Annotated in this window: 19 protein-coding genes; 6 read left to right on the forward strand and 13 right to left on the reverse strand. The window is 36.2% G+C overall.

Translation table 11 applies throughout. The features are described from left to right. Nucleotides 1-91 precede the first annotated feature (91 nt). The 3 genes from CWS31_RS14960 to CWS31_RS14970 form a co-directional block, all read right to left on the reverse strand. Entirely contained in the window at nucleotides 92-505 is a 414-nt protein-coding gene (locus tag CWS31_RS14960) for a group II truncated hemoglobin (protein ID WP_101345718.1), read from the reverse strand. Nucleotides 506-833: 328 nt separating this feature from the next. Further along, nucleotides 834-1,973, reverse strand: a complete 1,140-nt coding sequence (locus CWS31_RS14965; RefSeq protein WP_101345719.1) for a zinc-binding dehydrogenase — start codon at nucleotides 1,971-1,973, stop codon at nucleotides 834-836. 138 nt (nucleotides 1,974-2,111) lie between these two features. Continuing rightward, entirely contained in the window at nucleotides 2,112-2,801 is a 690-nt protein-coding gene (locus CWS31_RS14970) for a glutathione S-transferase family protein (protein WP_101345720.1), read from the reverse strand. A gap of 504 nt (nucleotides 2,802-3,305) precedes the next feature. On the opposite strand from CWS31_RS14970, the gene CWS31_RS14975 reads away from it, so the two are divergent. Beyond that, nucleotides 3,306-4,211, forward strand: coding sequence for a LysR family transcriptional regulator (locus CWS31_RS14975; RefSeq protein WP_101345721.1), 906 nt, complete (start codon nucleotides 3,306-3,308; stop codon nucleotides 4,209-4,211). A gap of 135 nt (nucleotides 4,212-4,346) precedes the next feature. Here CWS31_RS14975 and CWS31_RS14980 read toward each other — a convergent pair whose 3' ends face one another. The 4 genes from CWS31_RS14980 to CWS31_RS14995 all read right to left on the reverse strand — a co-directional run bounded on the left by CWS31_RS14980 (nucleotide 4,347) and on the right by CWS31_RS14995 (nucleotide 8,773). After that, the gene (locus CWS31_RS14980) at nucleotides 4,347-4,706 is read right to left on the reverse strand and encodes a DUF4870 domain-containing protein (RefSeq protein ID WP_101345722.1); all 360 of its coding nucleotides are present in this window, start codon (nucleotides 4,704-4,706) and stop codon (nucleotides 4,347-4,349) included. Nucleotides 4,707-4,918: 212 nt separating this feature from the next. Further along, nucleotides 4,919-6,286, reverse strand: coding sequence for an amidohydrolase family protein (locus CWS31_RS14985; protein WP_101345723.1), 1,368 nt, complete (start codon nucleotides 6,284-6,286; stop codon nucleotides 4,919-4,921). Between the two features lie 2 nt (nucleotides 6,287-6,288). Then, nucleotides 6,289-7,650 (reverse strand): nucleobase:cation symporter-2 family protein, encoded by a 1,362-nt coding sequence (locus tag CWS31_RS14990; protein WP_101345724.1) that lies wholly within the window; start codon nucleotides 7,648-7,650, stop codon nucleotides 6,289-6,291. A 127-nt stretch (nucleotides 7,651-7,777) separates the two neighbouring features. Next, complete coding sequence (locus CWS31_RS14995; RefSeq protein WP_170252897.1) at nucleotides 7,778-8,773, reverse strand: nucleoside hydrolase; 996 nt, start codon at nucleotides 8,771-8,773, stop codon at nucleotides 7,778-7,780. Nucleotides 8,774-8,982: 209 nt separating this feature from the next. On the opposite strand from CWS31_RS14995, the gene CWS31_RS15000 reads away from it, so the two are divergent. Then, nucleotides 8,983-9,870, forward strand: coding sequence for a LysR family transcriptional regulator (locus tag CWS31_RS15000; protein WP_101345726.1), 888 nt, complete (start codon nucleotides 8,983-8,985; stop codon nucleotides 9,868-9,870). Between the two features lie 67 nt (nucleotides 9,871-9,937). On the opposite strand, the gene CWS31_RS15005 is transcribed toward CWS31_RS15000, so the two are convergent. From CWS31_RS15005 to CWS31_RS15025, 5 genes are all read right to left on the reverse strand, one after another. Beyond that, complete coding sequence (locus tag CWS31_RS15005) at nucleotides 9,938-12,253, reverse strand: transglutaminase TgpA family protein (protein ID WP_101345727.1); 2,316 nt, start codon at nucleotides 12,251-12,253, stop codon at nucleotides 9,938-9,940. Then, nucleotides 12,250-13,293, reverse strand: a complete 1,044-nt coding sequence (locus CWS31_RS15010; RefSeq protein WP_101345728.1) for a DUF58 domain-containing protein — start codon at nucleotides 13,291-13,293, stop codon at nucleotides 12,250-12,252. Before CWS31_RS15010 ends, CWS31_RS15005 begins: the two co-directional genes overlap by 4 nt. An 8-nt stretch (nucleotides 13,294-13,301) precedes the next feature. Further along, nucleotides 13,302-14,396: an AAA family ATPase gene (locus CWS31_RS15015; RefSeq protein WP_101345729.1), complete on the reverse strand. Its 1,095-nt coding sequence runs from the start codon at nucleotides 14,394-14,396 to the stop codon at nucleotides 13,302-13,304. A 132-nt stretch (nucleotides 14,397-14,528) separates the two neighbouring features. Continuing rightward, nucleotides 14,529-15,587, reverse strand: coding sequence for a 3-deoxy-7-phosphoheptulonate synthase AroG (gene aroG, locus CWS31_RS15020; protein WP_101345730.1), 1,059 nt, complete (start codon nucleotides 15,585-15,587; stop codon nucleotides 14,529-14,531). A gap of 413 nt (nucleotides 15,588-16,000) precedes the next feature. Further along, nucleotides 16,001-16,261, reverse strand: a complete 261-nt coding sequence (locus tag CWS31_RS15025; RefSeq protein WP_101345731.1) for a DUF5062 family protein — start codon at nucleotides 16,259-16,261, stop codon at nucleotides 16,001-16,003. A 744-nt stretch (nucleotides 16,262-17,005) separates the two neighbouring features. Between CWS31_RS15025 and nhaD the strand changes: the two genes are divergently transcribed. From nhaD to CWS31_RS15045, 4 genes are all read left to right on the forward strand, one after another. Further along, nucleotides 17,006-18,253, forward strand: a complete 1,248-nt coding sequence (nhaD, locus tag CWS31_RS15030; RefSeq protein ID WP_101345732.1) for a sodium:proton antiporter NhaD — start codon at nucleotides 17,006-17,008, stop codon at nucleotides 18,251-18,253. A gap of 581 nt (nucleotides 18,254-18,834) precedes the next feature. Continuing rightward, entirely contained in the window at nucleotides 18,835-19,725 is an 891-nt protein-coding gene (locus CWS31_RS15035) for a dienelactone hydrolase family protein (protein ID WP_101345733.1), read from the forward strand. 222 nt (nucleotides 19,726-19,947) lie between these two features. Then, nucleotides 19,948-21,612 (forward strand): asparagine synthase B, encoded by a 1,665-nt coding sequence (gene asnB / locus CWS31_RS15040; protein ID WP_101345734.1) that lies wholly within the window; start codon nucleotides 19,948-19,950, stop codon nucleotides 21,610-21,612. A gap of 167 nt (nucleotides 21,613-21,779) precedes the next feature. Further along, nucleotides 21,780-22,667 carry a LysR family transcriptional regulator gene (locus CWS31_RS15045; protein WP_101345735.1) on the forward strand — a complete coding sequence of 296 codons (888 nt, stop codon included), beginning with the start codon at nucleotides 21,780-21,782 and terminating at the stop codon, nucleotides 22,665-22,667. A 115-nt stretch (nucleotides 22,668-22,782) separates the two neighbouring features. Here the strand turns inward: CWS31_RS15045 and CWS31_RS15050 are convergent, their stop codons facing one another. After that, on the reverse strand, nucleotides 22,783-23,652 hold the full coding sequence (locus tag CWS31_RS15050; RefSeq protein ID WP_101345736.1) for a DMT family transporter: 870 nt from the start codon (nucleotides 23,650-23,652) through the stop codon (nucleotides 22,783-22,785). Nucleotides 23,653-23,786: the final 134 nt, after the last annotated feature.

A 23,786-nucleotide genomic window follows, 5' to 3' on the forward strand; every position in this document is an offset into this window, starting at 1 on the left:
TTAGCTAGAATACTAAATTGAGTGAGACGCAGCTAATACCTAGGTATTGCAGTTAGAAATCTAGTTTATAAAGTAGCTAGCTACATGATCCTTAACCAGCTGACACCATTCTAATCCGTTCTGCTGGAACCCTTAATTGCTCAATTAAGTAAATTTTGAATGGCTTTTCGTAAGGTTGATTATCTATGGCTTTTTGCATACATAATAGCCACGCTTCACTTTCTTCAACACCCACTGATAAATGCTTATGAGCATAAGGAATATTTATACTCCCGTAATGCTCAGCATATAATTTAGGGCCGCCAAGCCAACCAGACAAAAAATAGGCTAACTTTTTACTCGACTCTGATAAATCATTAGAATGCATATCTCTGATCTTTTTTGATTCAGTAAAAGTATCCATATTATTATAAAATTCATCTACGAGTTTAATCAAACCCGCCAGCTCTCCTGCCATTTTGTAAGAGTTATCTCCTACGCCGTACTCACAACTTCTAGAACTCATAAACTAAATCTCTACAATGAATATCATAATTTCATAACTGATTAATCTTTCACTATTTTTATCAAATAACATAAGATATTGCTAGCCATAGATTTTATTAGGGTATTAGCATAGAAGGTACGGAAATTTAAAATGAATATTAATGGTTTTACTTCGCCTTTCATTTCAGTCTAAAGCAGACATAAAAAAACCTTAATTTTCATTAAGGTTTTAAGAGAAAGTTATTGATTAACTTGATTTAACTATAAAAAATACCTTCATCAATAATTAACTTATATAATAACTAACTTCTATAACTAACTTCTAAAAGTAATATATATAAGAAAAATCACTTTTGAGGTGTAATTAAGTACTTCTCACCTGTCGCTTGTTTAGAGTAAGCGGCAATTGATTTCAATTGTAATGCTTCAGCTAATGATACTTCATGAGTGTAATTACTCGCAAATGTTGTAGTAATTTCATCGGCAACACGTTTACGCATTGTTATTACCGTTTCAGTACCTAGTTTTCCGAGTGCATTAAATAACAAGAAGCCATTAACAGCCCAAGCAAAACCAAAGTTTCGGTTTAACGTAATAGGACCACGGTTTAATGCGCCATAAATATAAACTTGTTTAAAAACATCTGAGCCATAAACACTGTGCTCTTTCATATCACGTGCCGCTGCTTCTTCCATACAGTTAAGAATATCACTGGTTAGTTGACCACCACCAATTGGATCAAACGCAATGGTTGCGCCTGTTTCAATAATCGCCGCGGTTAAATCAGCAATAAAAGTTTCACTACTTGAGTTAACAACATATTTTGCCCCCATATCACGTAATAAGGTTTCTTGCTCTGGTTTACGTACAATGTTAACTAAATCAACGCCGTCTGCGATACAAATACGGTTTAGCATTTGGCCAAGGCTAGATGCGGCAGCGGCATGAACAATAGCTTTATGACCTTCAGCGCGCATGGTTTCCACCATAGCTAATGCAGTAAGCGGGTTAACAAATGATGAAGCCCCTTCTTTTGCTGTTGTTCCTGCTTTTAATTCTAAACAGCTTTGAACATTGGTGCATAAATATTGACGATAAGTTCCGCCGCCAATCACGGCAACCATTTTCCCCATTAATGCCTGTGCCGCAGCTGATGAGCCTGCTGCTACTACTGTTCCTGCGCCTTCATTACCCACAGGTGTTGCTTTGCCCACACGTGTTTTAAGTGATGGCATAGCCTGAGCAGGAACATCTGCAGTTATAATAGGATTTTGCTCAGGGCCTGATTGAATTGCTTTAGCCATATCTCCAGCGCTAAACAGCACAGCTAAGTCAGATGGGTTTAAAGGCGCCGCTTCCATACGAATAACAACTTCATCAGCACCCGGTTGCGGTATTGAGATGTTTTGCAAAGCAAGTGTAAGTTTATTGTCTTCGCTGATTGTTGAAGTAAGTTGAATATTTGAGTTTGAGTTTGAATCTGACATGAGTAATGCTCCTGCATATAAATAATTTTTTGCGCCAATAACGTTATTGTATTGACCATTTTTGTTCGTAGCCGTACCTATTTCTAAGATACACTCGATTTCGTGGCTAAGCTCTATTTAGTATTGGTTGCTTGAAACTTAACTTTTATTTGGGCTTTCATTTGAAGCTTTCATTTGAAGAGTAACTTTTTGCATAAACTCAGGCATATTTTCTTTTCGATCTGCTTCTACACTTTGCGCAATGTCAGATTTACCCATTGCGACATCCCACTCTTTCATGCCGGGTATATCTGCTAATATTTCCCAATTAAGTTGAGACGAAGCAATAGATTTAACAACGGTATTTACGTAATAAACGTAAATGTCAGCCATGGTAAATTGTTCGCCCGCGATCCAAGGTGAAAACTTAGTTAAGTGATTTAATGCGATAATGCCTCGACTTAAAACTTGACGCACCTCAGTGGCAACCAACTCTGGAACTGCAGTGCCTGTAAATGCATAAGTGATAAGTCGTCTACTTGGTAGTTCAAAATACAGCTCTGAAATTTTCATTATTTGACGAACAACTGCACGCTCTCCTGCATTTTCTGGATATAACGGCATCGCGGGGTATGTTTCTTCAATAAAATCACAAATCACGCTCGATTCTGAAATATTAAGCCCTTGCGCTGTTGTAATGGCAGGCACTTTGCCTACCGGACTGATTACCAATAACTCGTCACTACCACCATAAATAAGGTTTTCTTGAAATGGCAATTCTTTGTGTAAAAGTACGTGTTTTACTAGGTTGTAATAATTGCTAGCGGCAAAGCCGTGTAAAGTTATCATAAGTCAATTTCCATTATTAACGTGAAGGTTGGTGTCAATCCCCTTAATTCAGGGTAAATATAGTATTACTTGTTTTAAAAATATTATATATAAGGGAAAACACTAATCACTATTGCTTTTAAAGCAATAATAAGGACACTATGTAAACCTAGATACCTAATACCAAATTGATTAAGTTCTTTCCCACTCAGCGAGAATTAAAAGGTTTATAAGCAAGGCATTGATTGAAGAGAATGGTTATTCAGGAAAATATGCTCCTGAATTTTCTTTATAAGCTACATCCATGTAGCGTCCTTGTCAAAATCAATAACGCAGCTTGTAAACCTTTTAAAATCGCCCTCTGGGAGCTATCTCGATACCCACTAACATCGTTAAATTTATTTGATTTAGAATGACTAAACCGAAACAAATTTGCCTTGTTAATGAGTATCGAATATAGCTCTGAGTTGAGAAGAAACTTAATCAAATTGGTATAATACTCAGAATTTATTAAGGAGAATTCAGTTGGATCAACTGCGGGCAATAAAGTATTTTACTAAAGTCGTTGAGACTGGCAGTTTTACCAAAGCGGCAAGTACTTTTAATGTACCACCATCGTCGTTATCAAGACGCGTTGCCGATCTAGAAAAAAGCTTAGGAGCGACGTTATTAAAGCGTTCAACCCGAATCGTTAAATTAACCGAAGTGGGACAAATTTATTATAACGATATAAAGCAAATATTAAATCAACTCGAGCAAAGTAATGAGACTGTACGTAGTTATCAAACAACGCCTATGGGTCGTTTACGAATCAGTTCAATGGTCGGTTTTGGTAATATGATATTACTTCCTTTGTTAGATGAGTTCAGCGAGTTATACCCTGAAATCATATTAGATGTCAGTTTAAGTGATGAGTTATCAGCACTCGGCCGTGATGATGTTGATATTGCTATTCGCGGTGGTTACGCGCCTAATGAGCGCGTGCTAGCCATAAGGCTGATGGACAATGGGTTTATTCCTGTCGCTTCACCGAGTTATCTTGATAAATTTGGCATGCCGAAAAATGTAATGGAGTTAAAGGAGCATAACGGCCTTTATTTTAAAGCTCCATCTGGCCCTATGCCTTGGTTATGTAATATAGATGGCCAATGGCATGATGTATCAGGCCCTGCGGTAACTATTTCAAATAGCGGCTCATGGCTGATGAAAAAAGCTTGTGACGGAGAAGGTATTTTAATGTCAACAAAATGGGCGCTTGGTTCATATCTTGAATCCGGACAATTACAAGAACTTAAATTTGAAGATAAGTTAGCTATTTCACAACATGCCGATATGGCCGTTTACTTGTTGTATCAAAAACAACGTTACTTAGTACCAAAAGTAAAAGCAGCGGTAGATTTTCTTGTTGAACGAATAAAAGTAAATGAGTAAAGATACGTCTTATAAAACTTCACGATATAGAGATGAACTGTGGTTTAGTTATTTGAGTATTTGATATTCAAGCATATTCGAATTTAATATCGACTTATTACCGACATAGGTATGTGACAGAGCTATATAACAGAGCTATTCAATAAAATCTAAATGTTTTTGATAGAAGTCCCCTACCAACGGTACTTTGTGTTCTTGACCTTGAATTGCATAATAAAGACCCGTTACCCAAGCAATAATAATAGCAATATTTAAAAGCCAACCAATAAGTGGAATTAACGATAAAATTGCACCAGTTATGATCAAACCAATGGATTGACGTAAATGAAACCTTGCTAAGTCTGACTTATACTTGTCATTTGCCAACATTGCTATAATCCAGCCCACGAGGGTGAAATAACTAGTCACGGCGACTAAGACCGCAATTTTTGAAGGTTCAACTAACGTTAATTCTTTGTCAAAAACATTTTCATAATCTTGTGGGATATGTGGCATAACACGACTCCATAGTTAAAGTTAAAAGAATAATTTATTCCTAAAGTAGGTAAGTTTTATTCTAAAGACACTTTTAAAAATTGTGAAAAAAGCAGACTATTAAACAAGTGTTTTTTATCCTGAGATGCACCTTACTCGGTAAATGTTGCAAAATTATGAATAACGTTATTTAAAGTTTTGTTATCGATAAAGCTTTAATAGCTAATTTTAGATTAATATAACGCGTTTTTTCCACCACCAGATTTAGTCAACCACTGCTCGCGTCTCGCAAAAAGTGCGGGAGCTGCATTATTTACCCTAGCGATAAGTTGTTGAATATCATGATTTATCAACTTACCCCCTTCGACTAATATTTTACCTGCCACCATAGTCATATCGACATCTTGTCCTTGTACGGCATGTACTATATTATGATGAAGATTCATTAAAGGTCCGTTATCAATAAGCGGCGTCATTCTAGGCGTATCACTTCGAATTGCGATCATGTCTGCTGATTTACCCACTTCCAGTGACCCTATGATTTTATCAAGCCCTAGCGCTTTAGCTCCGCCTATTGTTGCCATGCGACATACGTCCCATGCATCAAGAACCGATGCATCTAAATTTGCAAATTTAGCTAATAATGAAGAAACTTTCATCTCTTCAAACATATCTAAATTATTATTTTCTTTTTCGCCATCTGTCCCTAAACCTACCGACACACCAGCTTTTAACATAGCCATAATGGGCGCTGCACCTGAGGCCAATTTCATGTTACTAATAGGGTTATGCGCAACACCAACATTGTGCTCCACCAATAAGGATATTTCATGGTCGTCTGTCCAAACACAATGGGCTAACAATGTTTTTGGCGCGTTAAGTAAGCCAAAATTATGTAATGCTTGAATTGGCCTAACATTATAGCGTTCTATCGTTTGCTCGACATCAAAGCGGCTTTCATTACTGTGGGTATGAAAACCGACCTGATAATCTCGACACATATCTCCTATGCGATTTAATGCTTTAGGCACAGCGTAAAATAAATGCTCAAGCCCTACCCACACCTGAATACGCCCTTCTTCTTTTTGGTGCCACTTGTTAATTAAGGCTTCATTACTCTCTAATGTTTCAAAGTAGTTATGCTCAGGGTGCTCGGCAACATAAGGGACTAAGCAAGCTCGAATACCCAACTCTTTAGCCGCTTCAGCACTGCCGTCCATATATCTCCACATATCAACGATACAAGTAGTCCCCGACTTTAATGCTTCTGCGTAACATAGCCAAGATGATAAGCTTGCCTCTTTTGGGGTTAGCACACGATGCATCGGATCAATATATTGTTGCAACCAATCCCATACAGGTAATCCTTCAGCAGTGCCACGTAACATGCCTGAATGACAATGGGTATTAATTAAACCGGGCATTAAAATACGTTTAGACATCTTTTTTACAGCTGTACTGTGATGTTTAGCTAAAATATCATTCGCTTTTCCTATGTCGGTAATTTTACCGTTACAGACAACGACCGCCCCATTTTTGATTAGAGTATTGTCATTATCCATTGTCATAATATAATCAGCTTGATAAATTATTGATGTCATTATTAATGCGCCTTATTCGATGTTTGATTTAAAAAAGCATTTAACAATATTGCAGTACAGACACTTAGAATAATGCCACTGTCAGTAAAAATATGGCTCCACTGAGGTAAATATTGAAAATATGTCGGTGCAATCATAGGGATTAAGCCCATACCAACACTGACCGATACCACTAATAAGTTCGAACGAGATTTAGCAAAGTCTACTTCACTTAAGATACGTACGCCCATAACAGCTACGGTACCGAACATAACCATAGCGGCAGCACCTAACGCGTAAGACGGAATAGAGGCAATAATAAATGCCATTTTTGGAACGCACCCAAGTATTAGCAAAATGATTGCCGCCGCAGCCGTGACGTAACGACTTTTAACGTTGCTAATGGTCACCAAACCTATATTTTGAGAAAAAGAAGTGTAAGGAAAAGCATTAAAAATACCGCCAATAAATGTGCCTAAGCCATCCGAGCGTAGTCCCCGCACTAATTGCTTTTGATCGACTTCTTTGTCGACTAATTTTCCTAAAGCTAAAAACATGCCTGTTGATTCCACCATGGTGACCAACATAACTAAACTCATTGAACAAATGGCTAGCAAATCAAAGGTAGGCATGCCTAAACTGAGCGGTTTAATCACTTCAAACCATGGCGTTTCACCTAGTCCGTTAAATGAAACATCACCTAATAACCAGGCAGCAAAAAAACCCGCAAACATCGCTAACAAGACAGCAATATTGCTGACAAAACCTTTGGCAAAATGATTAATAAGCAAGATTATCGCCAGCTGTACCAAACTTATTAATAAATAAATAGGCTTACCAAAGTCAGGATTAATAGAGCCATCGGCCAATGTAGGGCTACCGCCGGCAGACCATTCAATCGCTACTTTCATTAAGCTTATCCCGATAACGAGCAACACAGAGCCAGTAACCACAGGCGGAAAGAAACGCAGCAAACGTCCCATGATAGGCGCAAATAACATGCCTAATATGCCTGAAGCAATAATTGCCCCATAAATCGCAGGCAAACCAAGCTCAGGGTTAACCCCTATTGCGATCATTGGCGCTACCGAAGTAAACGTAACACCCATCATTATCGGCAGTTTTATACCAAAATATTTATTTCCAAAACATTGCACTAAGGTTGCTAAGCCTGCGGCAAATAAATCGGCATTAATAATTAAAGAGAGTGTTTCTTTGGGCAGCTGTAGCGCAGCACCTAAAATTAAAGGCACGATAATACAGGCTGAATACATGACCAAAACATGTTGTAAACCTAGTACTACTGTGGGAGCTAATGGTAAACGTTGATCTACAGGGTGTATTTTTTCATTACTAACAGTAATCGTTTTATTGGCTATAGTCATAATTTCGATTTCACTTAAAGCAGTACTATAAATACGTATAAGGAAAAGGCTAGGCGCGGCTGTTTCCCAATAAGTAGCCGCTGTTACCTTTGATTTAAAAAAACGCTGACATCAAAAATTGAAAGGACTATTTAATAAAGTTAACTTCACTAAAGCGTGTTAATAACAGCTTTTTGGCTTTATCACTGTCAACTTGGTTAGCATATGTATTGACTTTGACATGTTGCCACTGTGGTAAACGTTCTCTTTGTGGTGAAAAGGCAGCGATTGTCTGGCCTATTGCCATCCCCTGTGTCACTACGCGAATTGCTGCATTTTTAGTACTAAACAACTCTGGTTGTTCTAAATAAATGAAGGGGGAAGGATCGTGTATATAAAAACCGTTTAAACCTTGCTCGTAATGAAAGTCTAAATAAAACTGAGTGAACTCTTTAATAAAACCGCCAGCAAGCGGGTTACTTATAGCCACTTGTGCTAAATCCTTCTCAACGACCATAATTTTCGTCGTAACATCTAAAGGAATAGTCACAACATCCCAGTCTGCTTGAAAGACGATATCTGCGGCGTGAGGGTCGCCGATAATATTAGCTTCAGCCACTGGGGTTACATTACCAGGGACTTCAAAAGCACCGCCCATGATAACAACACGTTTAATTCTACTAGCTAGTGTTGGATCAAGACGAAGCGCCAAGGCAATATTAGTCAGACGTCCAATAGGCACTAAGGTTAATTCATTGGGATATAACTTACTCTGCTCTATAATAAACTGAGCTGCCGACAGAGTACTTTGTGGCTTTTTATGTACTGTAGGTACAATGACATTTCCTAAACCATTATCGCCATGGACAAAATCTGTTGGTGGTTCAGGGGCTATAATCAAGGGTACACTTGCGCCTTGCACAACAGGAATATCAAGACCTAAGCGCTCAATGATATAACATGCATTTCTAGTGCTGTTTTCAATAGAAGCATTACCAAAAGTGGTTGTTAATCCTATTAGTTCAAATACAGGTGAGGCTGAGGCATATAAAATTGCCATGGTGTCATCAATGCCTACATCAGCATCAATAATTATTTTTTCTTTTGCTTGAATAAAGTGACTCTGCAAACCGATGATAAACATCAAAGCGCACAAAAAGTATTTATAAATTTGATACATACGAAGCATATTTAGAGTCTCTACCTATATTATATTTGATAGTAACCTTCTTGATCAAAAGACTAAGCTACTGCAATACAGCTATATATTGCTATATAACTCTAAAGTAAGTTTACTCTTTAACTATTGTGCTGCAAAATAGGACCTATTAATTTTTTTAATAGGTGTAACATGTGCGTTTATCATTAGAACAATTGACCGCTTTTTGTGCAGTTGCAAACGAAAAGTCGTTTTCTGCAGCTGCGAGAAAGCTAGGAAAGTCACAATCAGCTATAAGCATTGCTGTTGCTAATTTAGAAATTGATTTGGCTGTTAATTTATTTGACCGAAGTGGTCGTTATCCAACCATAACTAACCATGGTAGGTCTTTATTGCGAGATGCCGAAGCTATTTTACGACAATGCTCATCGATGGAGAGTCGCGCAAATAGCCTAGAATCAGAGCTTGAAAGTCAATTGACTATAGCCATTGGTGATACTATACCTTTTCAATTATTAAACTCGTTATTATCGCAGTTTAGTGAAAAATTTCCTTTTGTTGATTTAAATATATTGCATTACTCATCTTCTTATATTCAACAACTTATTGAGCAAGAAAAAGCTTCCTTAGCGGTTATGTGTACTGGCGAGCACTATCCTCAAGATATTCATTTTAAGCGGTTAGGTAATATCGCTTTTGCAAATGTGGTTCATAAAGATCATGCCTTAGCCAAATTAGCGCATGTCAACTTTGATGACTTAAACCAATACCGACAATTAATTTATTCGCCATTACAAGATAAATTACCCACAAGTGAATACCTCAATGGTACCAATCAATGGCACATGGAAAGTTATTTTGCTTTGATGAACACCTTGTGTACTGGGCTTGGTTGGGCAACAATACCTAAAGAATTAATATCTGAATTACATCTTAAAGACCAAATAATCGAATTACAGTTAACATCATATCCTCATACTGAATTAATGGTAGGTGTAGACTTATTATGGTCGTCAAGCGTACGTTTAGGACAAGCCGGCAGTTGGTTAAGAGATGCCCTTAGTGTAACGGTCATAAAGTAATAACGAAGAGCTAGCCGAGGTGAAATAAGCGATTGGTGATCAAAACTAACATTTATACCTTTTTATTTTAATTTAATTTCTTTAGTATCGAAATGAATTCTTTGCTTTGCCGTGTCAATAAGGCTATCATTTTTTGCTTTTCTTCTAAAGGTAAAGGTTGATAACATAAGGCATTATAACTTACCGTTAACCGCGTAAAACTAAGAGCTAATTCTGGGTATTGCTCTCGTATAAATTTTGCAAAATCATTCGTTGTCATCGAAACAGGTTTTTCTATGCCCTGCTTGGCTAATTGTCTCAGAGTTTTGCTGTATAATATTTGCCAAGGGGTTAAAGGTTCAGGTATGCGTTTTGCTCTATTAATAAAGTGTAATAATAAAAGCAGTATGAGCATACTCACCGTTAATGACACAGCAATAATTAAGGCTAACTTCCAGGAAGCCATTTTACCAAACCAACGTTTAAATAAATCTATTTGCCGCTCTGAGGTAAAGCCAATTACCCAACGGGTCCATTGGTAATCAAGGGCATCAAATTGTAAACGTAAACTATTCATCCATTTAATATTTTTAACTTGATATAAACTAAAAAAGTCATTATTCAAATTGGATTGTTGTTGCAGTAAGTCATTGGACCAACCTGAATTAACTCGCTGTGGATCAACTGCGCTGGTGGGATCTACTCTTATCCAGCCTTTGTTTTCTATCCAAATTTCCGACCAAGCATGTGCGTCGTATTGGTAAATACTTAAATGCCCTTTTGTTTTTCCTTGTTGTGTTTGTTCTGTATTACTCTCATTAGTATTACTACCGTTATATTCACCTCCTAAATACCCTGTCACCATTCGAGCAGGTATACCTGAGGCTCGCATAATAAAAGTAAATGTGCTGGCATAATGCACACAAAATCCGGCTTGCGTGTCAAAATAGAATTGATCTAAGCTATTATTACTCAGTGGTGGTGGTTGCAAGGTATACGAGAATTCTTGTTGGTTAATTTGATCCAATACCGCTTGAGCGCGATCTTCAGGCTCAGGGTAATCTTGCTTTAATGTCAGTGATAATTGCTCCAGTTTTGGATTACTACCTTGAGGGTATTTTAAGTTTATATTACGGCTATTATTTGATAACACTAACGATAATGGCGCGGATAAATAACTAGTTAATTGATACGATTGTGCTTGAGATATTATTTTTTCACTTGAGAAAGTGTAATCTTCGTTAGCTTTAATCCCTGCATTAATCTTAGTGTTTACAGCGTTATTAATACTGCTAATTACACCTTCTTCATCCGTTGCTAATACCGCTGGCGCCAAGACAAATAAATATTTTTGAAAACTAGGCTCTACGGTTATTTGATAATTCAACGGGGCAACACCAGAAGCAACAATAGCATGTCGAAAGTCTTGCTCTAACGATGTATTCGATTGATATTCGAGTTTAGTTGCTAAGTTATCTTTGGATCTAATTCTTGAATCTTGTTTATTTCGAGTCCACTGCCTACCATCATAATTTTCTAACACCATAGCTCGCCAATATAGCTGAGAATAGTTTGGAATAGATTGTTGATTAAAGTCAGCGCGAAATGCCAATTTTGTCGAGCGGGTTAAATTTGCAATATCGCCCGGTTTAACACTGTCAGACAAACCAGTTTGCGCCGATTTATTAGTCGGCATTTGCCAAAAAGGTGATAAACGAGGAAAAAATAAAAATAGCACCACGGCTAACACCGCACTTTGCGCAAGTAAAATAACGATAACTTTAATATCAGTTAAGAACTTTTTCGCCGTTGAAAAAAACTGTAACAATACCGCTAAATTGATAACTAATAATGCAAGAACTAACATTGAAAAAGCTAAGTTTTGTCTAAAAATTAACGACGACGCTAATACAAATATGCCTAAGATCGATAACTGATAAAAATCACTACGAGCTTTTAATTCAAATGCCTTAATAGCATAAGAAAAACACAACAGATGCAACATACTAATCAGTAAACCAACTTGTTTTGCCGTTACTGCAATAGCAATACAACCAAGTATGGCAAATAACGCCAGCGAAATTGTAGAAAAGTTGACCCCAGAAAACAGTCGTTTAGCAACAACCTTCTTTTGCACCCGAGCGTTTTTTTCGCGTTTGTTATTTTTATTGACTAAAGCGTATTTTTTATTTAATAAAATAGCCTGCCAAACAAGCGATAAAACAATAACTGACAACATCCAAGTGCTTAATTCCATCGCGATAACAGAAATATTTAAACATTGACACAGCAAGAGCAGCCAAGCCGTTTTTTTGTTTAACGTAAACCTATGCTTAGGCTGATTTTTTTCTTGTGGTAAAGATTTAGTTGTGGGGCTAAGGCGCGTTTTAGTTCTGAATATCATGAGTATAAAGCCAACGCAGTCAAACAAGCAGCTTGGTGCTCAATTCCGATATTTGGGACTATGTTCTTAGTTATGTTTTCAGGGTAAAGTTGCAGTCCAAAAGTTTGGTTGGTTGCGGAAAATTCACTAACAAGAAAACTCAAATAACTCAATTTAGTTTCGATATCATTACCTGGCATTTCACTTAATTTTAACCACTGTAAATCTCCCTGGCTTCCTTGATAGTGCTTAGAATAGTGTCCTTGCCCTTTAGCCAGAAGTTTCCAAGCCGTTCTCGACTTTGATTCACCTTGAACAAAACCTTTCAATTCAGAAAAATCATCAGTACCAGGAAGATTAGCCGTTTGAAAGCTGTCTATCGTGTTGTTTTCTTCTGATAGTCCTGATAGTTGATATTGCCCTGCTACTAAGCTTTTAGCTTTAGGATAAACAATAGCAAAATGACCAAAGTTTAATACCGTTTTACTTTTAAAAAAGCCTAACGAGTATTCACTAAAAACGGTTACTCTGCCTAAAAAATGTTTACCGCGTTTTGATGACTTATACGCTAAGTTTATTGTTTGTAGACCTTGAACACACTGTTCAACTTTTTCTACCGAGCATTTAAGTGTTTTGTCAGTAAAGTGAATATTGATATCGTAATGGGGTTTATTTGCCATTATATTAATAGGAAAATACAGTATTTCTTCAACATAACCTTGCTGTGATGGCTGGCTTTGAAAACGTAATTGTGAAAAATTATAAAAACTATGAAACATTATGGTAATAAATAAACTTGCCAGTAAATAACTGAAAAGCAAAATGATATTGTTTTGGTAATTAGTACCTAATAAAAATACTAAAACGACAAAGCCTAAATAACATAAACCAAAACGCGTAGGATAAATCATGATGTTACGGCTATTTAAGCTATGCTCGCGCTGACAAGGAATTCGTTGTGATAGCCAATGTTCAAATTTTTTATGAAAATAATCTAGAACCGACTTAGGTACTAACTTGGAAAATAGATTAGGTAAGCTAAACAGCGCTAATACAGCCATAATAACGTCTACATATGACCTAGTGGATTTAACACATCTACATGTTTAAGTATTTGATTCGCAACCCGTGTTAAATCTGAATGACTGGCACCTAACTGTTGGCTTGGTTGCATCTCTAAACGATGCTGACAAACAACATAAAACACTGCTTGTACGTCATCAGGAAGAACGTAATCTCGATTATCAATAAAGGCCATTGCCTTTGCTGCTTGTAATAATGCCTTTGACGCACGTGGTGACAATGGCTTGCAACTAATTGGCTCGTTCATTTGGTTTGTGTGAAGAGTGCTAATGTTTGATGTGTATGCGCTTCTGCTGACATGGCTTAAGGCAATAACATATTCCAGCACGTCATTAGATACTGATACCTGTGAAACAGCATCTTGCATAGTAATCAATTCGTTATGATCAATTACCACTTCATTTTCAACAGGAGACTTTTTATCTCTTTGATTAGTACGCTGTGAAGTACTTAATAGGATCTTCTTCTCTGCTTTTAAATCAGGAAAGCCAAGTGACAACCGCATCATGAAGCGATCTAGTTGCGATTCAGGTAAAGGGTAAGTACCTGCATGAAATAGCGGGTTTTGTGTGGCAATAACAAAAAATGGCGTCGGTAACTCATGAGTTACTCCATCTATACTCACTTGATGCTCAGCCATTGCTTCTAATAATGCACTTTGCGTTTTAGGACTAGCGCGATTAATTTCATCGGCAAGTACCACTTGATTAAAAATAGGTCCTTTGTGTAATTCAAAACGATTACTTTCTTTATCAAAAATTGAAAAACCGAGTACATCCGCAGGCAGCAAATCATTAGTAAATTGCGTGCGTTGGTAACTCAAACCTAAAGTGGTTGCCAACACATGAGACAAGGTGGTTTTTCCCATACCGGGTAAATCTTCAATTAATAAGTGACCTTGTGCCAGAATACAGGCAAGAGCTAACTTACATTCTTTAGGCTTACCTAAAACAACACTTTCAATTTTAGTTAATATAGCAGCAATAGACGTTTGGCTAGCTTGAACCTGGTCTGCTATCGATGATTGTGATTGAACGGATGAAGTAGTTGCGGATGAATTAGTTACTGGCGTTTGAGGCATAAAAAAACGTCTAATTAAAAAGAATTAATTAGACGTTTTAGCATGATTTCAAACTAAAAGAAATGGTTAGCTTAGAACATATATAAGCTCTAAAAGAAATGGTTAGCTTAGAACATATATAAGCGACACAGACTAGCTATTCGCTTTGCGACGATTAGCAACCGCATCATTTAATTGGCTTAATAAGGTTTCAGTGTCATTCCAACCAATACAGGCATCAGTGATACTTTTACCGTAAACTTCAACTTTACCGTCAACGATACTTTGATTACCTTCAACTAAATGGCTTTCAACCATTACACCGAAAATGTTTTCATTACCTTGACTGATTTGCTCACTCACATCGCTAGAAACAACCATTTGGTTTTCGAATTTTTTACTTGAGTTACCGTGACTAAAGTCGATCATTATTTTAGTATTTAAATCTGAAGACGCTAATTGCTCAGTAACAGATTTAACACTTTCGCTGTCAAAGTTAGTTGTTTTTCCGCCACGTAAAATGATATGACAATCACTATTACCTGTGGTTTCAACGATTGCTGCATGACCAAATTTATCTACTGATAAAAAATGATGTGACGCAGCAGCAGAGCCAATTGCATCAATTGCCACTTTAATTGTACCATCGGTACCATTTTTAAAACCTACAGGACAAGATAATCCTGAAGCTAACTCACGGTGAACTTGAGATTCAGTTGTACGCGCACCAATTGCGCCCCAACACATAAAATCAGCCATAAATTGTGGCGTGATCATATCTAAGAACTCACCCGCAGCAGGTAAACCCAACTCGTTTATATCAAGTAATAATTTACGACCAATACGTAAGCCATCGTTTAATTGAAAGCTATTATCCATATAAGGATCATTAATTAGCCCTTTCCAACCAACGGTAGTACGTGGTTTTTCAAAATAAACACGCATAACTACTTCTAAATTATCTTTATATTTTTCGCGTAATTTAACTAAGCGACCAGCATATTCCATCGCCGCAATAGGATCATGAATAGAGCAAGGACCAATAACCACTAATAAGCGATCATCTTTACCTTTAAGAATATTATGGATTGCAGTTCTACCTGCAACAACTGATTGAGTAGCTTGCTCTGATGCAGGAAATCTTTCCAATAAAGCGATTGGTGGTAAAAGGTCTTTAATCTTGTTGATGCGTACATCGTCAGTTTGGTACATAATTGGCTCTCTGCTGCTATTTATTGCTATTAATATCTAGTAAAAATACCAATCGAATAAATATGTTGTCACTGTTGCTGGTTAAAATTAACAAGTTTGCGTTGATTTCAATCGCAATAGCCCGCTATTACTCAATGAATAACCCGCTCTTGTTTGTTTTAGACGGCAATAATAAAACAGTTATTATTAACGAAATGGTATTACTTAAAATTTAGACGGTAATTTACCAGTCTTGGTAGGCTAATGCCACGAAAAACTACGGTAATAACTATTTTTCAATTTTATTTAAGCGTGTTGAAATACGTTTTTAAAGGTTTGCGTTATGCTTACCGTTTAAAACTGTTGATTAGATCGTATTAAATAACACTTCTTAATACTGGTTATTTATTCGCTTCTGATGAATTACAGATTAATTATTTCAGTAATGCATGCCCTTCAGGCAATTGTTTAGCAATCCATAACGCGAGTTTGTGTTTCATATTGGGTTGATCTTCATTGTCTATTGCTAAGGGATGAATAAGTTTGTCGTTAACTAATAACCGATATAAGCTTTCAATCTTTTCTTTGGCGGAATTTGTAGGATCAAAATTTTTATAACCGCGGTTAACCGCATAACTCTCACCAATTAAAATGGCTTTTTTAAGTAATTCAGCTTCATTTTTCAATTTTTTCATTGGGTAATAACCTTATCATAGTAACTGTCTGTTTACTTTGCTAACACCATGCTTTAAATACAATTAAAATACAATAGCCGATGCTAGATAACCATAGAAAAACACTTAAAACTCTCACGATGCTAATTTTGTAAAAATAATGATTAATATTTATTAAAATCATGCTTGTTTTTATCGTTATTTGGTCTAATTACATTCCCTTAAAACTGACTTATGTATATACTGCACGCCATTAATAAAAAAGTTGCATAAGCTGATTTCCATTCAGCATCATCTATTAAAAATACTGGTAATGATTAATACGTAATGACTTTCAATAAGCTCTTATTCTTATTGTATTTTTTATTATGCTTTTGCTCAATTAGCACAAGTAATGCGCAACCCTGCGCAACAGAAATTAACTTACCAAGTAGTGTGTATTGTCAATTTGAGGTTGAGGATGATCATGAACTGCCTCTGCCATTAAATGAACGCCATCATGTATCTCCACTTAATAGATTTCACGATACTGTTACCTATCTGCCAATAACAACCTGCTCTACACAAGGCTTCACTTGTAGTAATCGCGGACCACCAATACACTTTATTTAGTCACCCTTTTTAAAGTAACACCTGTACTTTAAAGCCAATAATGCACTCATTTTCAGTGTTTATTTGACTTAGTACTTCCTTTAACAGGCTTAACCCACTTATTGTTGTATATATGGGTAGTGAGCCTTAAAATTTATTTAGTAGCCATAAATTATGATTAATAACGTTATTCTATTTCTAGTTGTCATCAGTTTTGTGATGATAATCATCGAAGATGTGATCCACATTAACAAAGCCAAAACAACATTATTCTTCGGAACACTATGTTGGATCCTCGCTTTTATTTTTCCTATCCATAACAACTCTGCAGCTGAAACCAGTCATCAACTCAATGAAAATTTGCTAGAGATAGCGACCTTGTGGTTATTTTTAATGTCCGCGATGACTTTTGTGGCCTACTTAAATAGCAAGGGGTTTATCTCAGCTTTAGTGCAACGTGTATTGCCAACCTCTATATCTGAACGCGGCTTAATGTTTGTTATTGCAATATTTGCCTTTGTCTTTTCATCATTTGCCGATAACGTTACCGCAACGTTGGTATCGATTACCGTAGTAATGAATTTGCAATTAGAGGTCAAAAAACGCCTAAAATACGCCACTTTAATCATATTCGCAGTTAACAGTGGTGGTGTTTCGTTAATCACGGGCGATGTAACTACATTAATGATTTTCTTAGAAGATAAAGTGACTATTTCTAATTTATTATTATTAGTTATCCCTTCATTTTTAGGGGTTTTAACCTTAGCAACACTATTGTCGTTGAAGCTTAAAGGTCAAGTCACACTTGCTAAAACACGTATTAAAATAGAAAAATCAGATATTATAATTGCACTTATTTTTGTATCGACAATTTCAGGCACATTATTAGCTAATGTGATTTTTCAAATCCCGCCTGTGTTAACTTTCCTATTTGGATTATCGATTATGTTTTTAGTGGCAAATATTTTGCCTAATAGAAATAAAAATCATGATGTTTTAAATTATGTTCGTGAAGTTGAGTTTGACGCCCTACTTTTCTTTTTAGGCGTGTTACTACTAGTAGGTATTTTAAAAGAAATTGGCGTATTAAACGGCTTTACTGAAATGTACCAACATTTCCCACCTATTGCGGTTAACTATGTCGTTGGGTTTATGTCGTCAATTATAGATAACGTACCATTAACAGCCGCTTTATTAAAATCTGGCGTTGATATGAAAGTAACAGAATGGTTGATGCTAACTTATGCAACAGGTGTTGGGGGTTCAATTTTAGTAATTGGCTCAGCTGCTGGTATAATTGCAATGAGTAAAGTAAAAGAGCTAAACTTCATTAGCTATTTACGTAACGCACTTTATTTAATTATTGCTTATACCGTTGGTTATATCGGCGTATATTTTGCCGCTAATTGGGCGCTTGCTTAATCCTTGAATTCAAGAATCCTTAAATATATAACGCATACGTATAATTAATTATATGTGATGAGTTATACATAAACACCTATCAATGCAGGTAACTTAGCAAGGTTACCTGCATTTTTATTACAATCCCTTTCTACTCCAATCTAACCTTCTATACTAGATAACCTGAATTCGGGATAAGCAAAATGCTACAACAGCGCTAATTATGCGTATTTCTGCGTTGTGAAAACTCCCAATAACCAGTTATTGGCTTCGTTTTCTCGCCTTGAACTACGAATAATTAAAACTATTGTAGAGGTGTAACAATAACTAATTGATATTATTAGGTTATATATATTCATTATCCCGAGTTCAGGTTAGATACTCTCAAAAGCATAACTCAACTTTAACTAGCCTGTGCTAAATTTCAAATAGCATTCAACTATTGTTACAAAAGCTTAAAAAAAATTATTGTTATTAGCTATTTAAAAGCATAAATTGAGCTTCATATTGCTCGCTTCATATCGCTTATTTATTACTTATTACTGACAAATTAGCCAATAATTATATAAAGCAAATATATAATTCTAAATTCGGAGATTACTATGTCACAACAACTTAAAAATGATATCCCACAAGAAGCATTTGATTGGTACGACGAATATGCACACGGCATGATTGACCGTCGCTCCTTCATGAAAAAGTTAGGCACACTCGTCGCTATTGGTTATTCAATGACATTATTAACCTCGGCATTATTGCCTAATTATGCGTTAGCTGAACAAGTGTCGTTTAATGATGCTGATATAAAAGCCACTTATGCTACCTTTGATTCACCACTAGGTCATGGTAAAGGACAAGGCTATTTAGTTACGCCAACTAATAAAACAGGTAAATTACCCGTGGTATTGGTTATTCATGAAAACCGCGGGCTTAATCCTTATATAAAAGATGTAGCACGCAGATTAGCTAAACAGGGTTTCATCGCTTTTGCTCCGGATGCTTTATATCCATTAGGTGGATATCCTGGTAATGATGATGAAGGTAAAGCGATGCAAAAGAGTTTGGATAAATCAAAAATTCAGCAAGACTTTGTTGCCGCAGCCAACTTTTTGAAAAACCAACCAAACAGTAATGGCAAACTCGGTGCTGTTGGTTTTTGCTTTGGTGGCTATATTGTAAACTATCTTGCCGCAGCTCAGCCTAACTTACTGTCAGCTGGAGTACCTTTTTATGGTACACCTGCCAGCAAAGAGCTTAGAAAAAATATAAAAGCACCACTAATGGTGCAACTTGGTGAACTTGATCAACGTGTTAACAATACTTGGCCAGAATATGAAACAGACTTGATAACTTTTAATGTACCTTATCAAATGTTTATGTATAAAAATGCCAATCACGGTTTTCATAATGACTCTACTAGCCGTTATGATAAGGAAAATGCTGAGTTAGCTTGGACTAGAACCTTGGCATTTTTTAACGAAAATTTAAATTAGGTTGAGTTAATAACTAACCTATTTGGTAAATATTTCTAAGATGATAGCTATAATAAGAGTATTTTTAGCCTTAAGTGCAAAAACTTCACTCATAGCTATTGATTTTTTTTCTCAACCTGTCACTCTACACCCACTCAATATTTATTAAATATACCTTATTAAGGTTTAATGAATACTTAGTCCACAATTCAATTCAACAATAATTAAAGGAGTAGCGCTTCAATGTGTTCGATCTTTGGTATATTAGATATAAAAACAGGTGCTGATGCACTTCGTCCTCAAGCGTTAGAATATTCTCGTTTATTACGTCACCGTGGTCCAGATTGGTCAGGAATTTACAGTAACGATCATGCTATTTTAGTACATGAACGTTTATCAATTGTTGATACTGAACACGGCGCTCAACCATTATATAACAAAGACAAAACTAACGTTTTAGCTGTTAATGGTGAAATTTATAACCATAAAACTTTAGCAAGTGAATTAAACGTAGATTACGAATTTCAAACGGCATCTGATTGTGAAGTGATTTTACCTTTATATGAAGAATTTGGTGTTGAATTTGTAGATAAATTACAAGGTATGTTCGCTTTTTGTTTATATAATTCAAAAGACAATAGTTACCTTATTGCACGTGACCATATTGGTATTATCCCTTTATACACAGGCTACGATGCCGAAGGTAACTTCTACGTTGCTTCAGAAATGAAAGCCTTAATGCCTATTTGTAAAACAGTATCTGAATTCCCTCCAGGGCATATTTTAGATAGTCGCGTTGGCGAACTTAAAAAGTATTACAAACGTAACTGGCAAGATTACGCAGCAATTAAAGATAACACCACAAGCAAAACTAAGATTCGTGAAGCGTTAGAAGAGTCTGTCAAAAGTCACTTAATGACTGATGTTCCTTACGGTGTATTGTTATCTGGTGGTTTAGATTCTTCATTAATTTCTGCAATCACGCAAAAATTTGCTGCTCGTCGTGTTGAAGACAATGACCTAGCTGAAGCTTGGTGGCCAAAAGTTCACTCTTTTGCATGTGGCTTAGCAGGCTCTCCTGATTTAGTTGCGGCTAAAACTGTTGCTGATAGTATTGGTACTACACATCACAGTGTTATTTTTACCGAACAAGAAGGTATTGATGCACTTAAAGAAGTTATCTATCACTTAGAAACTTACGATGTAACAACCATTCGTGCTTCTACTCCTATGTATTTAATGGCGCGTAAAATTAAAGCCATGGGTATTAAAATGGTACTTTCGGGTGAAGGTGCTGATGAAATATTTGGCGGTTACTTATACTTCCATAAAGCGCCAAACGCTCAAGAATTCCATGAAGAGTTATTACGCAAACTTGACAGATTACATAAATTTGACTGTTTACGTGCTAACAAATCAATGTCTGCTTGGGGTATTGAAGCCCGCGTACCATTCTTAGATAAAAACTTTATGGATGTTGCGATGCGCATCAACCCTCAAGATAAGATGTGTGGTAACGGTAAAATGGAAAAAGCTATTTTACGTGAATCTTTTGAAGGTTATTTACCAAAAGAAATTTTATGGCGTCAAAAAGAGCAGTTCTCTGATGGTGTTGGTTACTCATGGATTGACGGCTTAAAAGCGCATGTTGAATCATTAGTTACTGATCAGCAGCTTGAAAATGCTCATATTAGATTCCCAGTAAATACCCCTGATAACAAAGAAGGTTATTACTACCGCACTATTTTTGAAGAAAAATACCCATTAGCAACCGCTGCTGATTGTGTTATTGGTGGCAAATCTGTTGCTTGTAGTACTGAAGAAGCTTTAGCTTGGGATGAAAGCTTTAGAAGTAACGCAGATCCATCAGGTCGTGCTGTATTAAGTGTACATAACGAAAGTTATTAACTCCTATAATAAATAACAGCGCTATCAATTCTCTGTTATTTAAAGAAGTAATACTTTCAAAAAGGTCAGGAGCATATGCTTCTGACCTTTTTTATTATTTAATATTGATGCAATTAAACATAAATTAAATCAACATAAATTAAACCTAAATTAAAAAATAAACACTGATGAAAGCTAATTATTCCCTTGATGATTTACGGTGCTTTTGCACTGTTGCAAAGTTAGCAAGTTTTAAAAAAGCGGCTGAAAGCTTAAATATGCCACTTTCAACTTTAAGTCGCAGAATCAAGCAACTTGAAGAAGATCTGCAATTAAGATTATTAAATAGAGATGCTCATCGTGTCACGTTGACCCATACTGGTGGTCAATATTACCAACGCTCTTATCCTTTGTTTGATGAACTTAATGATGTCGGTCAAGACTTGCATCAAGAAAAACATCAGCCTAAAGGTAAAATAATTATTACAGCGCCTATTTATTCTGGTAAACAGTTTTTACGGTCAGTATTTTATGAATTTCTATTAGCCTACCCTGAAATACAATTAGATTTACGTTTTTCTAACACGCTTATAGATATTGAAGAGCAAGGTATTGATATTGCTTTTAGAGTAAGAAATCCTACTATCGATAATTGGGTGATTAGGCAACTAAAAACAACGCGTAATATTTTATGTGGTCACCCCGAAAAATCATTTAAGCATATTAAACACCCAGATCAATTAACAGAATTACCCAAAGTAATCTGCTCCCATCTTTCACCTTGGCAATTAGAAAATCAATTGACGGGTGAAAAGTACAACTATCACCCTAATCATTTAATACGTTTAGAAGTTGATGAAATTGAGATGATGACACATGCCGTAGAAAAGGGTCTAGGAGTAGGCTATATTCCTGACTATTTAGCATTACCATTAATTAAAGCAGGCAAAATAAAACGTTTATTGCCAGATTGGCAAAGTGAAAAACAACCTTTTTCAATGTTATATCGAGATAGAGATAACATGCCACTGCGGGTAAGGTTGTTTATAGATTATGTGTTAAAGCATTTTACGTAAATAAGCTGAGTCCATATACGGGATAAGAAAAATACTCTAATTAACTCACTCAATTTCATTCTCCCGAGCTCAGGTTAAATAGGAGCCATCTAGCTCATAGCTCATAGCTCATAGCTCACGCACTTAAACGCAATACTACAATCCCTACAAGCGCCGTTGTTAACCCGGTAATTTCTTGTCTACTAAAAGACTCCTTAAGAATAATACGCGTATATAGGAGAATAATTAAAATATTCATTGCCGATATCGCTGAAACTAAGCCTGTTGTACCTAATGCAAAGGCTGAAATGATTGCCACCATGCCAAGAACATTGGTCAAACCAACACCAAGACCGCAAACAAAGGTTTTAGTATTTGACCAGCGTGGACGAGCATCATTCGTATTAAGTTGGGTATTTTTGTTTTTCAACCAGCTAAACGCAAAGAGTAAACTACCAAAGCCAAACATTAAGGTTAAGGTTGCAAAAATATCAGCCTCAAGACGGGTTGATTGCTTACTTAATAAATCATTTACCGAAAAACAAAGTCCTGCAAGTAAGCCCCATTGGGCTCCTTGCAAATTATGCCAAGAAATATCATTTGAATAGCGGATGATATACAGTCCCGAAAAAATAATAACAAAACCAATTAATTGTTGATTTGTCAGAGTTTCATGCCAAAACAAAAAGGCAAACAACAAAACAAAAAGTGGCGTTAACCCAGACAAAATACTAATGAGAGAAGCTTTTCCCACCGAAAAGCCTTTGTGTAAAGCCGCGTTAGCAGAAAAAGAGCCTAAGCCTAATGCTAAACCAACACATACTTGGGCCAAGTTATGCCAACGCTGATCTAAAGCGATCATCGCGATAGCACTAATAACAAAACCAACAAAAAACACCCCAAACAACATTAAATTACGATTAATATTTTTTTGTGATGTCCATTGATACATAACCCCTCTTACACCAAAAAATAGTGCTGCAAGGAGCGCATAGATAATCCACATACTGTTACCTTTTTATACCTTAGCCATTCATTAGGTGATCTATTTCAATGAGCCTAGATGATTACCTATGTAATAGATTAGTATAATTAACCAAATAAAATATGTGGCTAGTATATTAGTTTTATTATTATTGA

It is taken from the genome of Colwellia echini (genome assembly GCF_002843355.2).
Taxonomy (GTDB): Bacteria; Pseudomonadota; Gammaproteobacteria; order Enterobacterales; family Alteromonadaceae; genus Colwellia; species Colwellia echini.

Coding starts and splice junctions, on each gene's coding strand:
- aroG (WP_101345730.1), bottom strand. CDS start 15,587: ATGTACCAAACTGACGATGTACGCATCAACAAGATTAAAGACCTTTTA.
- CWS31_RS14970 (WP_101345720.1), bottom strand. CDS start 2,801: ATGATAACTTTACACGGCTTTGCCGCTAGCAATTATTACAACCTAGTA.
- nhaD (WP_101345732.1), top strand. CDS start 17,006: ATGATTAATAACGTTATTCTATTTCTAGTTGTCATCAGTTTTGTGATG.
- CWS31_RS14965 (WP_101345719.1), bottom strand. CDS start 1,973: ATGTCAGATTCAAACTCAAACTCAAATATTCAACTTACTTCAACAATC.
- CWS31_RS15035 (WP_101345733.1), top strand. CDS start 18,835: ATGTCACAACAACTTAAAAATGATATCCCACAAGAAGCATTTGATTGG.
- CWS31_RS14995 (WP_170252897.1), bottom strand. CDS start 8,773: ATGTTTATCATCGGTTTGCAGAGTCACTTTATTCAAGCAAAAGAAAAA.
- CWS31_RS15015 (WP_101345729.1), bottom strand. CDS start 14,396: ATGCCTCAAACGCCAGTAACTAATTCATCCGCAACTACTTCATCCGTT.
- CWS31_RS15010 (WP_101345728.1), bottom strand. CDS start 13,293: ATGGCTGTATTAGCGCTGTTTAGCTTACCTAATCTATTTTCCAAGTTA.
- CWS31_RS15005 (WP_101345727.1), bottom strand. CDS start 12,253: ATGATATTCAGAACTAAAACGCGCCTTAGCCCCACAACTAAATCTTTA.
- CWS31_RS14980 (WP_101345722.1), bottom strand. CDS start 4,706: ATGCCACATATCCCACAAGATTATGAAAATGTTTTTGACAAAGAATTA.
- CWS31_RS14990 (WP_101345724.1), bottom strand. CDS start 7,650: ATGACTATAGCCAATAAAACGATTACTGTTAGTAATGAAAAAATACAC.
- asnB (WP_101345734.1), top strand. CDS start 19,948: ATGTGTTCGATCTTTGGTATATTAGATATAAAAACAGGTGCTGATGCA.
- CWS31_RS14960 (WP_101345718.1), bottom strand. CDS start 505: ATGAGTTCTAGAAGTTGTGAGTACGGCGTAGGAGATAACTCTTACAAA.
- CWS31_RS15025 (WP_101345731.1), bottom strand. CDS start 16,261: ATGAAAAAATTGAAAAATGAAGCTGAATTACTTAAAAAAGCCATTTTA.
- CWS31_RS15050 (WP_101345736.1), bottom strand. CDS start 23,652: ATGTGGATTATCTATGCGCTCCTTGCAGCACTATTTTTTGGTGTAAGA.
- CWS31_RS14985 (WP_101345723.1), bottom strand. CDS start 6,286: ATGACATCAATAATTTATCAAGCTGATTATATTATGACAATGGATAAT.
- CWS31_RS15045 (WP_101345735.1), top strand. CDS start 21,780: ATGAAAGCTAATTATTCCCTTGATGATTTACGGTGCTTTTGCACTGTT.